We start from the raw sequence: 12,527 nt of genomic DNA on the forward strand, positions 1-12,527 counted from the left end.
CGATTCATGCTCGGAGACTGCCACGTGAAGCCTCAAACGGTGAGGTACCGGCCGGTGGATCTGGGCCGGGCAGTCGGGCTATCCGCGCAGGCGGTCCGCAACTACGAGCAGGCCGGGATGATCCCGCCCGCCGCCCGCACGGCCAGCGGCTACCGGATCTACACCGATGACCACGTGCGCGCGCTGTCCGCCTACGTCGCGCTCATCGCGGGATACGGCCACCGCGCCGCCGGGGAGATCATGAAATCCGTGCTCGGCGGCGACCTCCCGACGGCGCTGGCCGTGCTCGACACCGCTCACATACAGCTGCACCGCGACCGGGAGACCGTGGAACGAGTCGCCTCAGCGGTCGTCCTGCTCGCCTCCGGCCCGCCGGCCACGCTGGCCTCAGATCGGCCTGTCTCGATCGGAGTCCTCGCCCATCGGCTCGGTGTCACCCCGGCCACCCTGCGTAAATGGGAACGAGCCGGAATCCTGGCCCCAGCCCGGTCACGGACCGCACGCGCCTACCACGCCGACGACGTACGCGACGCCGAACTCGCCCACCTGCTGCGCCGAGGCGGCTACCCACTACAGCACATCGCGGCCGTGATCGAGCAAGTCCACGCTGCCGGCGGCCCCGGCCCGCTGGCAGCGTCGATCGACCAGTGGCGCGAACGGATCACGACCCGCGGTCGGGCGATGCTCACCGGCTCGGCCCGCCTCGCGGACTACCTGTCCTCCTCAAGCTGACGCACAGCAATGCGTGAACCCATCAGCCCACCGCCGACATACCGGTCACGGTCATCACGCTACCGGGCTCCCGCCGGGTCGCGACGCCAACCTCGTCACGTCATCTCTTCCGGGCGCAGACGCACGCGGCGCAGCAGTTGGGCGTTCAGCGCCACCACGATCGTCGACGCCGACATCAGCACCGCCCCGACGGCCGGACTGAGAGTCACCCCGGCCCACGCCAACGCGCCCGCCGCGAGGGGAAGTGCGACGACGTTGTAGCCAGCGGCCCAGGCCAGGTTCTGGATCATCTTGCGGTAGGAGGCCCGGGACAGCGCGATCACCCCGGTCACCCCACGCGGATCGGAGGAGGCCAGCACGACCCCTGCCGACTCGATGGCCACATCGGTGCCGGCACCGATCGCGATACCCACGTCGGCGCGGGCCAGCGCCGGGGCGTCGTTGACCCCGTCACCGACCATCGCCACCCGCAGGCCCCGCCGCTGCAGGTCGGCCACGGCGTCATCCTTGTCGGCGGGCAACACCTCCGCGTACACCTCATCCTCGCCGGCCCGGAAGCCCAGGTCTGCGGCAACCGCCTCGGCGACCGGCCGCGCGTCCCCCGTGATCATGACGATCTTCCGGACGCCCTGGGCCCGCAGATCGGCGATGGCCTGCCGGGCCTCCGGGCGGACCTCGTCCTCCAACGCCAGGGCCCCGGCCACGGTGGCCCGGTCGCCGTCCAGGCGCAGCAGGTGCAACACCGCGGCTCCCCGGTCGGACCACTCCCGCTGTCGGTGGGTCAGCTCCTCGGGTATTGCCACGCCCTGTTCCCGCAGCATCGCGGGGCCGCCGACCGCGTAGCTGACGCCGTCGACCTCGGCCCGCACGCCCCGCCCGGTCAACGACCGGAACCCCGACGCCCGGCGGGCCGGCTGCCGTGCCTCGGCGGCGGACACGATCGCCCGGGCCAGGGGGTGCTCGCTGTCGGCCTCGACCGCGGCCGCGACCGCGAGGACCTCGTCGTCGGCGGTGCCGCCGACGCCCGCGACGCCGGTCAGCGCGTGTTCGCCGCGGGTCAGGGTGCCGGTCTTGTCGAACAGCACCGCGTCCACAGTACGCATCCGCTCCAACGCGAGCCGATCCTTCACCAGGATCCCACCCCTGGCCGCCACGGCGGTGGACAGGGCGATGACCAGCGGGATGGCCAGACCGAGGGCGTGGGGGCAGGCGATCACCAGCACCGTGACGGTGCGGACCACCGCCTCGCCGAGGTTGCCGACGACGGTCCAGACGACGAGGGTGACCGCCGCCGTGGCGGTGGCGATGTAGAACAGCCAGGCCGCGAACCGGTCGGCGAGCACCTGCGCCCGCCCGCTGGACTGCTGCGCCTGCGCGACCAGTCGCTGGATGCCCGCGAGGGCGGTGTCCTCGCCGACCGCGTTCACGCGGACCCGGATCGCCGCGTCGGTGGCCACCGTTCCGGCCACGACCCGGTCACCGACACCCCGGTCGACCGGCCGGGACTCTCCGGTGATCATCGACTCGTCGAGTTCGGCGCCGCCGTCGACCACCTGGCCGTCGGCCGGTACCCGCCCGCCCGGCCGGACCAGCACCACGTCCCCGACGCGCAGGTCCGCGACCGCCACCGGCCGCGGTTGGCCGTCCTCGCCGACGCGTTCGGCGTCGTCGGGCAGCAGCGCGGCCAGCGCGGCGAGGGCCCCCTGGGCTTGGCCGATGGCCTTCATCTCCTGCCAGTGACCGAGCAGCATGATGGTGACCAGGGCGGCCAGTTCCCACCAGAAGTCCAGGTCGAAGGCGCCCAGCGCGGTGGCCAGCGAGGCCACGTAGGCCACGGTGATCGCCATCGCGATCAGCAGCATCATCCCGGGCGCGCGATCCCGGATCTCCCGCACGGCTCCCTGGAGGAACGGCCAGCCGCCATAGCCGAACACGACGGTGCCCAGCACCGGCCCGACCAGGTTCATCCCGGGGAAGTCGACCCGATAGCCGAACCAGTCCATCACCATGTGGCTGGTCACCACAATGGGCACAGTCAGCACGAGGCTCAGCCAGAACTTGCGGCGGAACGCCTCCGGATCATGCCCGGCGTGCTTGTCGTGTCCCCCGTGCCCGGGCGCGCCGTGCTGTTCATGGCCCGCAGCCGCCGAGTGATCGCCGTGCTGGTGCGTGTGACGGGACATCTCGTCACCTCCTCGCCATCCACCCTATACCCCCGGGGGGTATCTGATGCGTGGTTCGCGCCTCACTCGGTCTCACCGCGCGGCCGATGAAGGTCTCGGACCGGCCCCTCGACAGGAGTCACCACCCAGCCCCGAGTGAAGTGACCCGCTGAGACCGGACATCTCCTGACTTGGCATCCTGCCGAAGAGGAGGAAACCGCTGTGGCTCGGCAGAGCAAGTACCCCGAGGAGTTCCGGAGCCAGGCCGCGGCGTCGGTGCTCGACTCCGGTCGCACGATCCGTGACGTGGGTCGGGAGTTGGGCGTCAATCACGAGACGCTGCGCAACCGGGTGGATCGGCTTCGGCAGGAACGCGACGGTGGCCGGCCCAGCGACCTGGCCGCTCGTGCGTGACTCAGGGAGTCGACGGGGCGGTAGGGGCCGGGTGCGGCATGGCCGACCGGCCGGACCTTCATCCGAGCAGCCGGCCCTTCGACGGTGGAGACCCGTGGTGCCCCGACGATTCCGGGGCCTGCTGCTCGCGTACCCCCGGGCGGATCAGCCCGCCCTCGTACGCCGCGATCGTCGCCTGCACCCGGTCGCGCACGCCCAGCTTGCCCAGGACGACCGCCACGTGGTCCTTGACCGTCGACGCGCTGATGCCCAGGACCGCCGCGATCTCGGCGTTGGACAGCCCGCGTGCCACCTGGTGCAGCACCTGCGTCTCGCGGGGGGTCAGCCCGCCGAGGCGTGCGGCGTCCTCGGGCCCGGGCCCGGTCGCGAACCGGTCGATGAGCCGGTGGGTGACCCCCGGGTCGAGCATCGCGTCCCCGGCGGCGACGACCCGGACGGCGTCGATGACCCGCTGCGGCTCCGCGTCCTTGAGCAGGAACCCGGCCGCTCCGGCCCGTAGCGCCGCGAACACGTACTCGTCGAGGCCGAACGTCGTCAGCATGACGATCCGGGTCGCCGGATGCCGCTGCCCGATCGCGGCGGCCGCCGCGATCCCGTCGGCGCAGGTCGGCCGGCCCGAGGGCGGGCCCTCCGGGCGGAGCCCCCGAACCGGCGGACCCGGGGTGGGGGGCCGGCGGGCTGGCATGCGTACGTCCAGGACGGCGATGTCGGGAGTGGTCGACGCGACGAGCGCGACGGCCGAGTCACCGTCGTGGGCCTGGCCGACGACCGCGATGTCCGGCTCTGCGTCGAGGATCGCGGCGATGCCGGCGCGCACCGTGGCCTCGTCGTCGGCGACGATGACCCGGATCATCGCAGCGCCTCCGGCAACCAGACGCGGACCGTGGTGCGGTCGGTGTCGACCGCCACCGAACCGCTGGCGGCGTCCGTCGAATCCCGCAGCGACCGCAGCACCTCCGCACCGACGGGCGGGCAGCGGCGGACCTCCAGGCCGATCCCGCCGGCGACGTACGTCACCGTGGCCACCGCGCCGTCGGCGATGAGCGCCGCGCCCGCCCGGTGCGCGGCCACCTCCAGGGGCGCGGGCAGGGACCGTGGCTCGCCGACGAACCGCAGCGCCGACCGGCGGCGCGCCGCCAGGTCGGACAGGGCGGCGACGGCGGGCGGCGGGTCGGGCCGGTCCTGGGGCAGCCCGTGCAGCAGCCGTCGCAGGGCGACCAGGCCGGCGCGGGCCTGCGCCGCGACCTCGTCCAGCCGGCCCGCCTCGGCCGCGGCGAGCGCCGAGGTGGCGTGCAGCCGCGCGCTCGCGCGCAGGTCGTCCACGATGCGCGCGCGCTCGCCCCGCGCCGCGCTGTCGGCGTGCCGGCGCACGGTCTCCCGTGCGGCGGCCTCGGCGGTCGACCGGCGGGACCGCCGCGTCGTCACCAGCCTGCCGGCGAGCCAGGCGGCGCCCAGCGGTATCGCGAGTACGACGCCCAGCACCGCACCGGCCGCGGCACGGTTCCCGGTGATGTCGGCGCCCGCGCCCAGGGCCACCCCGCCGACGGCGGCCACCGCCAACGGCGCGGCGAACCCGAGGCTGGCTGCGGGCCGGTAGGCGGCCACCGCGTACACCAGCGCCAGCTCGACCCACCAGCACCACAGGAACGTCTCCGCCGGGTCGTGCCGGGTCCAGCCGGCAGCGGTGCCGGCGAGCCAGGCGACCTGGATCGTCAACGCCGCGACCAGCGCCGCGCCGGGCGCGAGCCGGCGCCATGCCAACGGCAGCGCGTGCAGCACCAGCAGCGCGACCAGCAGCGTCGCCGGAATCGGCGCGGCCAGCGGATCGGGGCCGTCCCCGCCCGGCAGCAGCACCGTGCCCGTGGACAGCCCGAGCGCGAGGACGACCATCGCCCCGTCCCGGACCGCCGCGCCGGCCCCGGCCCAGGTCCGGACGCCCGGCGGCGCTCCCGTCGTCGCCCGGACGGGCGGCGTCGCTCCGGTCCCTGGCGGGGCACCCGGTGCCGCCCCGGGCCGCCACGGCAGCCGGGCCCGGATCCGCCATCCCGGACCGGCCGGCCCGGCGTCGAGGTCGCCGCCGACCGCCTCGACCCGGGCGCGGAGCCCGGCGATGCCGAGCCCGCTGCCCACGTCGCCGGCCGCGCGGCTGCCACCCCCGTCGAGCACCGTCACGGTGCACCCGCCGGGGTCGGCGGTGATCCGCACCGTCGCCGCCGCGCCCTGCGCGTACCGCATGAGGTTGGTCAGCGCCTCGCGGACGATCAGGTGCGCCAGGGCCGCGACCGCCGGCGGGACGACCCGCGCGGTGCGCTCGTAGTGCACCCACGGGTGGCCCGCCACCAACTCGTCGACCGTCTCGATGCCGACCTCGTCGTCCCGCCCCGCCGACGCCACCACCCGGTCCAGGTCGTCGACCGCCGCCTGCCCGGCGCCGATCGCGTGTTCGATCGCCCGCTCCCGCAGCACCGGGTCGGCGAGGCGCAGCGCCGCACCGGCGGACACGAGGATCGCGGTCAGCCGGTGACCGGCCACGTCGTGCAGCTCGGCCGAGAGCCGCCGACGTTCCTGCGCGACCGCGAGCGGCGCGAAACCGTCCACGGCCGCCCGGAAGGTCTCGGCCGAGGCCCGGTCGGCGCGGACCCGACGGCGGAACCGCCCGACCGCCCACACCCCGGCGGCCACGGCCCCGAGCACGAGCGCGGTCGCGACGGTGGCCCGCGCCGACGCGCCGGAGGCCGCCGCCGTCACGGCGAACCCGGCCACCACGGCCGCGACGCCGGCCGCCGAGACCGCCGCCGTGCGGTGCACCACCAGCGCGTACGCCGTCAGCAGCACCGCGGCCGGGCCGGCCGGGGCGGCCCCGACGACGGGGGCGGCCAGCGCGGTGGCCAGGGCGGCACCGGCCAGCGCCGGGCCGGGCACCCGCCTGCGGTAGAGCAGCGCGACCACGGCGACGACGGCGACGGCGCAGACGCCGGGCGCCAGCCGCGGGTCCGGCCGGGCGGCGAGCCACCACAGCGCCTGCGACACCGCCACGGCACCGGGAGCCCAGGTGTCGCCCAGGTCAGGGGCCCAGCGTCGCATCCCCCGATGGTACGGGCCGCCCGGCCGGTCGGGACCCCGCCGCGAGACGGGGGTGGGGCGCGCGGAAGCCGTCCTGTGGCACGACGCGCCTGCGCCAGGCACCGGCCAGCATGATCTTCATGGTTCGTTCCCTTGTTCGCCGGAGCATCGGCGTCCTGCTGCTGCCGGTCGCCGTGGCCACCGCCGTGACCGTGGGCGGCGCGGGCTTCGTCGCCACCGCGCTCGTCACCGCCTGGATACCGCTGCTGTGCGCGGTAGGGCTCGTGTTGCTGGGCACCGTCGCCCAGCTCCTCGCCCGGCCCGCGTTCGCGCTGCTCGGCGTACGACGCCGGAGCCGCGCCGCGACGGCGCTGGCCGCCGCCGTCACCGTCGCCGTCGCCGGGCTCGCCGCCGTGACCGTGTTCCGGCCCGGCCCGCACCCGGCCGCCCCGCCCCCGCCCGCCGGCGTCCGGTTCTGGGACCTGCCCACCGGATCACGGATCGCGTACGTCCACGCCGCCGCCTCCGGCACGCCCCGCCCGACGCCCGTGCTCTTCCTGCACGGCGGCCCCGGCACCCCGGGGGAGGGGGTGCCAGCCGTCGGTGCCCTGCTCGCTGCCGACGGCTTCGAGGTCTACGCCTACGACCAGCTCGGCGCCGGCCGGTCCACCCGGCTCGCCGACGTCACCGGCTACACCGTCGCCCGGCAGGTCGCCGACCTCGACGCGATCCGTGTCGAGCTGGGCGCCGAGCGCGTCGTTCTCGTCGGGCAGTCGTGGGGCGGGTCGCTCGCGGCGCAGTATCTCGCGGCCCACCCGCAGCACGTCGCCCGGGTCGTGTTCACCTCGCCCGGACCGATCTGGGCGGGCGCCTACCCGGACGGCGGAGGCGGCGACCCCTGGGCCCGGATGACCGCCGAGCAGCGTCGGCAGCGCGACGACCTGTTCGCCTCGCCCCGGGTCGTCGCCCAGGCGGTCCTGCAGGGCGTCAACCCGAACGCGGCGCACGCGCTCGTCGGCGACGACGAGGCGGACGCGCTGATGCACGCCGTCGCCGTGCTCGGCAAGGACACCGCCCGCTGCCCCGGTTCGGCACCCGCCGAGGTGCACGACAACCACCAGGGCTTCTACGTCAACCAATTGACGGTCGAGGACTTCGCCCGCATCCCCGATCCGCGGCCCGCGCTCCGGCAGGCCCGGGTGCCGGCACTGATCATGCGCGGCGAGTGCGACTTCGTCCCGTGGGAGGAAACGTACGAATACCGGCGCACGTTGCCGCAGGCGACCCTGGTCTACCTGCCGCACACGGGACACGACATCACCTCCGGCCAGCGGGAGGCGTACGACGCGCTGCTCCGCGCGTTCCTGCGCGACGAGCCGCTGCCGCTGCCGGCCTACACCTCGGCCCGACCCCCGTCGTGAGTCGGACCCCGGCGACGATCGCTCCAGCGCCGGCCCGGCCGCGCGTCCGGCGGACACCCGGCCAGCCAAGACTGGGGTCCCGAACCAGGGAGATCCCTGGTCCCAGGCGGTTCCCGGCGGCCACACACTGGCGTTCGTCCGGCCGAGCAGCCGGGCGCTCCCTCAGGGTGAACAGGGGTACGACATGAGGCGCAAGACCGTGCGGATCGACACGATTCCGGCAGGCGGCGTGGAACTGGCCGACGAGCAGCTCGCCCGAATGCTGGGCGGCCTGCCGAGGCGGGACGTCGGGGGTTCGTCGAAGACCATCGACGACATCCCCAGCGGGGGCCGGAACGACACCGACAGCGACTTCTGATCGGCCGCCGTCGCCGGCCCGCCCTGTTCCGGGCCGGTCGGCGACGGCCACTCCGCCCGGGGCGCCGATGACGGTGCGGCGATGACCGACTGGCCGGATGACCTCACGCCCGCGGGTGCTCGCCGAGCACGGGTTTCGCGACCGGCAGAGCCGCGTCGCAGGTTCAACAAATTAATAAGCGTCATTTGTATTAACGCAATCATCCCGATAATGCTAAATGTAAAACATTGATGTCGCCGATAGTGCTGGCCCTCGACGGTGGCGTACGGTCCAGGCAACCGTCCGCCTACGTAGAGATGGTCCCGATGAGTGTTGTACCGGGAAACCGCCTGACCACCGCATCGACCGGATTCATCGCTCCGCGCGTCAACGTGCGCGGCTTCGTGCGCCTGGCCCGCCTGCGCTTCCTGCTGTACAACGTCCTGCCGGTCGGCCTCGGGGTGGCCGTGGCGGTGCACCAGGGCCATGCGATAGACGTGAAGTGGTACTTGCTCGCCCAGGTGTTCGCCTGGACCGTCCACGTCACCACCCACTACTGCAACGAGTACTTCGACCTAGAGGCCGACCGGGCGAACGTCTACTTCACGCCTTGGACCGGCGGCAGCCGAGCCTTGGTCGACGGGCTCGTGCCACCGCTGGTGGCGCTCGGCACCGCGTTCGTGCTGCTGAGCGCGTCGATCGTGATGGTGGCGGTCATGCCGACCTGGCTCACGCGACTGCTCGCGACCGGTGCCGTCGTGCTGGCCTGGTTCTACACTGCGCCGCCACTGCGGCTTAACTACCGCGCGGCGGGGGAGTTCACGGTCGCTGCGATCCTCAACGGCCTGTGGCCCGCGGTTGCGGTGGCGCTGCAGACCGGGCGGGTACCAACGCTCCTGCTGGCCGTGCTGGCCCCGACCGCGCTGCTGCAGGCGGCCCGGATGATGGTGATGAACCTCGGCGACCGGCAGTCCGACGAACTGGTCGGCAAGCGCACCTTGCCGGTGATCCTCGGCTACCGCCGCGCGGTGACCGTGATCGTCGGCGCGCAGCCCGTCGCTTACCTGGCCCTGACCGCCTTCGCGCTGGCCGGCTGGGTTCCGTGGCTGGTCTGGGCGCTGATGACGGTGACCGCGCCGCTGTCCTGGTGGCTCGCCGTGCAGCTGCGCGGCGGCGCCATGCGCGATCTCGACCCGCGCCGGATGACGCCGGTCGTGTTCTGGGCGTCCAACCACGTGTCGCTCATCGTCGCGGCGGCGATGCTGGGCATGGTCCTCGACGCCGCCCGGCGCGGGGCCGGCGGCACGTCGATCGCCGTGCTGAGCGTCGTCCTGGCCGCTTACGCGGCACTGTTCGGCCACCGCCTGTGGCTCGCGAGCCGAGCCCGAGCCCAGGCTCATGCCTCGGGAGCGCCGCAGGCCGCGACGGTGACGCAGGCCCCGCCAGCCGCGACAACGCTGGGGGCCCCGGCCGCAACAAAGCCGGAAGCCACGCCGGCGGTCGCCACCGCCGATCGTACGGTCGCCGACCTCATCGGCGCCGTCGAGCGCGCCGCTGACGATCCCTTCCCGGTCGAGGACCTCGACCACCTCCGGTTCGTCGTCGGCAACGCGGTACAGGCGGCCCACTACTACCGCACCGCGTTCGGCATGACTTGCGTCGCGATGCGCGGCCCGCATCAGGGGTACCGTGACTACGCCGAATACGTGATGGTCAGCGGCACGGCCCGGTTCGTCCTCGCCGGCGCGGTGCACGCCGAGGCAGACGGGGCGGCTCACCACGCGAAGCACGGCGACGGCATCCAGGACGTCGCGATCGAGGTGACGGACGTGGACACCGCCTTCTGGTACGCCACGCAACGGGGTGCCACGGCGGTCGCCGAGCCGCACGACCTCACCGACGAGCACGGTACGGTGCGCACGGCCACGATCGCCGCATACGGCGACACCCGACACACCTTGATCGACCGTTCCCGGTACACCGGACCGTTCCTGCCGGGCTTCGTCGCGTGCGCGCCGCCGAAGGCACCGGCCTCCGGCGAGTTCTTCCTGGCCGTCGACCACGTGGTCGGCAACGTGGAGCTCGGCGCGATGGACGAGTGGGTCGAGTTCTACCGCTGCGTCATGGGCTTCACCAACATGGCCGAGTTCGTCGCCGACGACATCGCCACCGAGTACTCGGCGCTGATGAGCAAGGTCGTCGCCGACGGTACGCGCCGGGTGAAGTTCCCGCTCAACGAGCCGGCCGTGTCCCGCAAGCGCTCGCAGATCGACGAGTACCTGCAGTTCTACGGCGGGCCCGGGGTCCAGCACGTGGCGCTGGCGACGCCCGACATCGTCGCGAGCGTCGACGCGATGACGGCGGCCGGCGTCGAGTTCCTCGACACCCCCGACTCGTACTACGACGCGGAGCTTCGCGCGCGCGTCGGCGACGTCCGGGTTCCGATCGAGGATCTGCGCCGGCGCCGGATCCTGGTCGACCGGGACGAGGACGGCTACCTGCTGCAGATCTTCACCAAGCCGGTCCAGGACCGCCCGACGGTGTTCTTCGAGCTGATCGAGCGGCACGGCTCGGCAGGCTTCGGGAAGGGCAACTTCAAGGCCCTGTTAGAGGCCATCGAACGCGAGCAGGAAAGCCGCGGCAATCTTTGACCGTAACGGCGCGTCGCCCCGGATCAGCCGCCGGACCTGGCTCACGAGCAGCACCGCCGCGGAGATTGGGCCACGCCCGGACATCACGGCGCCGCGTCGCTCGCCCACGAGGCCGGCGTCGACCTGAAGACCCTGCAGGACCTCCTCGGGCACTCCAGCATCGTGATACGGCCGACACCTACACCAGCGTCCTGCCGCAGATCCAGCGCCGCTGCGCCGACGCCACCGCCCAACTGGTCCTCAACGCCGCCCGCCACACCCGCCGGAAGATCAAAGCCAGCGCCCGCGAGAACCGCCCCCACCGCAGCCCCAAAGCCGGCACCCCGGCGCCGACGAAACCGAAAACAGGTGCTCCAAACCGGCCGAAGCGCGAGCAGGCCGCAAAGCCGCAGGTCACGTCCCAGCGAACCCACGAGAAGGCCGCTTCCGGGGCTGCACACATCGCACCCACGTGACACCCACCGTCCACACAGGCCAGACAGCAGAAAGGGTCTGACCGCCGTATCGGCAGGTCAGACCCCTCATGATCTTGTGCGCCCGAAGGGACTCGAACCCCTAACCTTCTGATCCGTAGTCAGATGCTCTATCCATTGAGCTACGGGCGCCCGGTGCTCGACCAGTCTACACAACCGGTTTTGCGCGGAGACTCCGGGATTCGAACCCGGGAGGGGCTTTAAGACCCCAACCGCATTAGCAGTGCGGCGCCATAGACCAGACTAGGCGAAGTCTCCTCGGTGACCCTGCGGACCACCGCGGACGAGGATACAGGTCCGCCCCCACCCTGGGCAAAGCGACTATCCCGACGGGCGGCAATCCCTGGTGGGGGCCGCGCCGGGGGCGCCGCCGCATCGCCCCACGCGGCGTATTCCCGCGTGTGCGAGGTCACGTTCGCGGCTACGCTCCTGTTCCATGCAGGAGCAGCCGCCGAGCGACCCGCCCCGCCGCCCCTCCAGCGACCGGGCACGTCGCCGCTCGCCGGAGGCGACCTTCACGCCGCCGCCCGCGCCGCCCCGGCAGCCGCAGCCCTCCGACGATGACGCGACGGCCCGGCCGAAGCGGACCCGCCCGACGAAGGCGGCGCCGGCTGTGCTGTTCCAACCTCCTGCCGCCGAGTCACCCGTACCACCACCGGCGGCTGTCACCCGACCTCGCCGTCCGGCCGCGGGTCGGCCCGCAGCCTCGCCGTCCGGCGCGCCGGACGACCCGCCGACGGCAACGACGCCGTCCGGCACGGACGACGCACCGGCACCCGCCGCCAGCACGGCGACGCCCGCCACCGCACCAGCACCAGCACCAGCACCAGCACCAGCACAGCCCACCACCGCGCGGACGCCGGCCGCGCGGCGTACCCCCCGCAAACGGGCGACGGGCGCGGTCGCCGGCACCACCGACTCACCCCCCGGACAACTGGCACCCGACGAGGCCGCCATCCCCACCGCGACCGCACCACCGGAAACACCCTCACCGGCAGCAACAACAACCCATCCACCGGAATCAGACACACCGCCGGAAACGGCCGGTCCGTCGCAGGCGGTCACGGCCGCTCCCATGGAAACGGACACACCGACGGCAGCGGCCGCGCCGACGGAGCAGGACACGGCAACGACGGCGCAGGGCACGGCACCAGAACCGGACACCCCTTCCCGGAAGCGGACCGCGCGAAAGGCGACGACGGCGTCGACCACCCCGGCCCCCCGCCGGTCTGCGCCCCGCACGCGGGCGACCCCACCGAAGAAGGCGCCCTCGA

At 73.6% G+C, this 12,527-nt stretch carries 11 protein-coding genes, 2 tRNA genes and 1 pseudogene; 6 read left to right on the top strand and 8 right to left on the bottom strand.

Features of this window, described 5'->3' with window-relative positions; translation table 11 throughout:
• The first annotated feature begins 6 nt into the window (after window positions 1–6).
• Window positions 7–732, top strand: coding sequence for a TioE family transcriptional regulator (locus tag JQX11_RS13850; protein WP_204925390.1), 726 nt, complete (start codon window positions 7–9; stop codon window positions 730–732).
• A gap of 95 nt (window positions 733–827) precedes the next feature.
• Here the strand turns inward: JQX11_RS13850 and JQX11_RS13855 are convergent, their stop codons facing one another.
• Window positions 828–2,915 (bottom strand): copper-translocating P-type ATPase, encoded by a 2,088-nt coding sequence (locus tag JQX11_RS13855; protein WP_204925391.1) that lies wholly within the window; start codon window positions 2,913–2,915, stop codon window positions 828–830.
• A gap of 201 nt (window positions 2,916–3,116) precedes the next feature.
• Between JQX11_RS13855 and JQX11_RS13860 the strand changes: the two genes are divergently transcribed.
• Window positions 3,117–3,308, top strand: coding sequence for a transposase (locus tag JQX11_RS13860; protein WP_204925392.1), 192 nt, complete (start codon window positions 3,117–3,119; stop codon window positions 3,306–3,308).
• 58 nt (window positions 3,309–3,366) lie between these two features.
• Here JQX11_RS13860 and JQX11_RS13865 read toward each other — a convergent pair whose 3' ends face one another.
• A complete protein-coding gene (locus JQX11_RS13865) occupies window positions 3,367–4,161 on the bottom strand; it encodes a response regulator (protein WP_204925393.1) in 795 nt (264 codons plus the stop codon).
• Window positions 4,158–6,392: a sensor histidine kinase gene (locus tag JQX11_RS13870; RefSeq protein WP_204925394.1), complete on the bottom strand. Its 2,235-nt coding sequence runs from the start codon at window positions 6,390–6,392 to the stop codon at window positions 4,158–4,160. Before JQX11_RS13870 ends, JQX11_RS13865 begins: the two co-directional genes overlap by 4 nt.
• 119 nt (window positions 6,393–6,511) lie before the next feature.
• Here JQX11_RS13870 and JQX11_RS13875 point away from each other — a divergent pair, with 119 nt between their 5' ends.
• From JQX11_RS13875 to hppD, 4 genes and pseudogenes are all read left to right on the top strand, one after another.
• On the top strand, window positions 6,512–7,792 hold the full coding sequence (locus JQX11_RS13875; RefSeq protein ID WP_204925395.1) for an alpha/beta fold hydrolase: 1,281 nt from the start codon (window positions 6,512–6,514) through the stop codon (window positions 7,790–7,792).
• Between the two features lie 184 nt (window positions 7,793–7,976).
• Window positions 7,977–8,150, top strand: a complete 174-nt coding sequence (locus JQX11_RS13880) for a putative ATP-grasp target RiPP (protein WP_204925396.1) — start codon at window positions 7,977–7,979, stop codon at window positions 8,148–8,150.
• Between the two features lie 305 nt (window positions 8,151–8,455).
• A pseudogene (locus JQX11_RS32440) lies at window positions 8,456–9,280 on the top strand (prenyltransferase); the annotation flags it as partial.
• 306 nt (window positions 9,281–9,586) lie between these two features.
• Entirely contained in the window at window positions 9,587–10,780 is a 1,194-nt protein-coding gene (gene hppD / locus JQX11_RS32445) for a 4-hydroxyphenylpyruvate dioxygenase (protein WP_232377890.1), read from the top strand.
• Here the strand turns inward: hppD and JQX11_RS13890 are convergent.
• The 5 genes from JQX11_RS13890 to JQX11_RS13905 form a co-directional block, all read right to left on the bottom strand.
• Window positions 10,736–10,933, bottom strand: coding sequence for a hypothetical protein (locus JQX11_RS13890; RefSeq protein ID WP_204925398.1), 198 nt, complete (start codon window positions 10,931–10,933; stop codon window positions 10,736–10,738). The genes hppD and JQX11_RS13890 overlap by 45 nt on opposite strands.
• 25 nt (window positions 10,934–10,958) lie before the next feature.
• Window positions 10,959–11,093, bottom strand: coding sequence for a hypothetical protein (locus tag JQX11_RS33420; RefSeq protein WP_307826179.1), 135 nt, complete (start codon window positions 11,091–11,093; stop codon window positions 10,959–10,961).
• Between the two features lie 219 nt (window positions 11,094–11,312).
• Window positions 11,313–11,385: transfer RNA gene (locus JQX11_RS13895), tRNA-Arg, on the bottom strand.
• 35 nt (window positions 11,386–11,420) lie between these two features.
• A tRNA-Ser gene (locus JQX11_RS13900) sits at window positions 11,421–11,511 on the bottom strand.
• Between the two features lie 407 nt (window positions 11,512–11,918).
• A complete protein-coding gene (locus JQX11_RS13905) occupies window positions 11,919–12,092 on the bottom strand; it encodes a hypothetical protein (RefSeq protein WP_204925399.1) in 174 nt (57 codons plus the stop codon).
• Between the last annotated feature and the right edge of the window lie 435 nt (window positions 12,093–12,527).

The sequence above is a fragment of the Micromonospora humida genome (assembly GCF_016901255.1).
In the GTDB taxonomy this organism is placed as follows: Bacteria; Actinomycetota; Actinomycetes; order Mycobacteriales; family Micromonosporaceae; genus Micromonospora; species Micromonospora wenchangensis.

What these genes read in the sequence shown, in the direction of transcription:
- JQX11_RS13850 (WP_204925390.1), top strand. Translation starts at nt 7, where the DNA reads ATGCTCGGAGACTGCCACGTGAAGCCTCAAACGGTGAGGTACCGGCCG.
- JQX11_RS13855 (WP_204925391.1), bottom strand. Translation starts at nt 2,915, where the DNA reads ATGTCCCGTCACACGCACCAGCACGGCGATCACTCGGCGGCTGCGGGC.
- JQX11_RS13865 (WP_204925393.1), bottom strand. Translation starts at nt 4,161, where the DNA reads ATGATCCGGGTCATCGTCGCCGACGACGAGGCCACGGTGCGCGCCGGC.
- JQX11_RS13870 (WP_204925394.1), bottom strand. Translation starts at nt 6,392, where the DNA reads ATGCGACGCTGGGCCCCTGACCTGGGCGACACCTGGGCTCCCGGTGCC.
- JQX11_RS13875 (WP_204925395.1), top strand. Translation starts at nt 6,512, where the DNA reads ATGGTTCGTTCCCTTGTTCGCCGGAGCATCGGCGTCCTGCTGCTGCCG.
- JQX11_RS13880 (WP_204925396.1), top strand. Translation starts at nt 7,977, where the DNA reads ATGAGGCGCAAGACCGTGCGGATCGACACGATTCCGGCAGGCGGCGTG.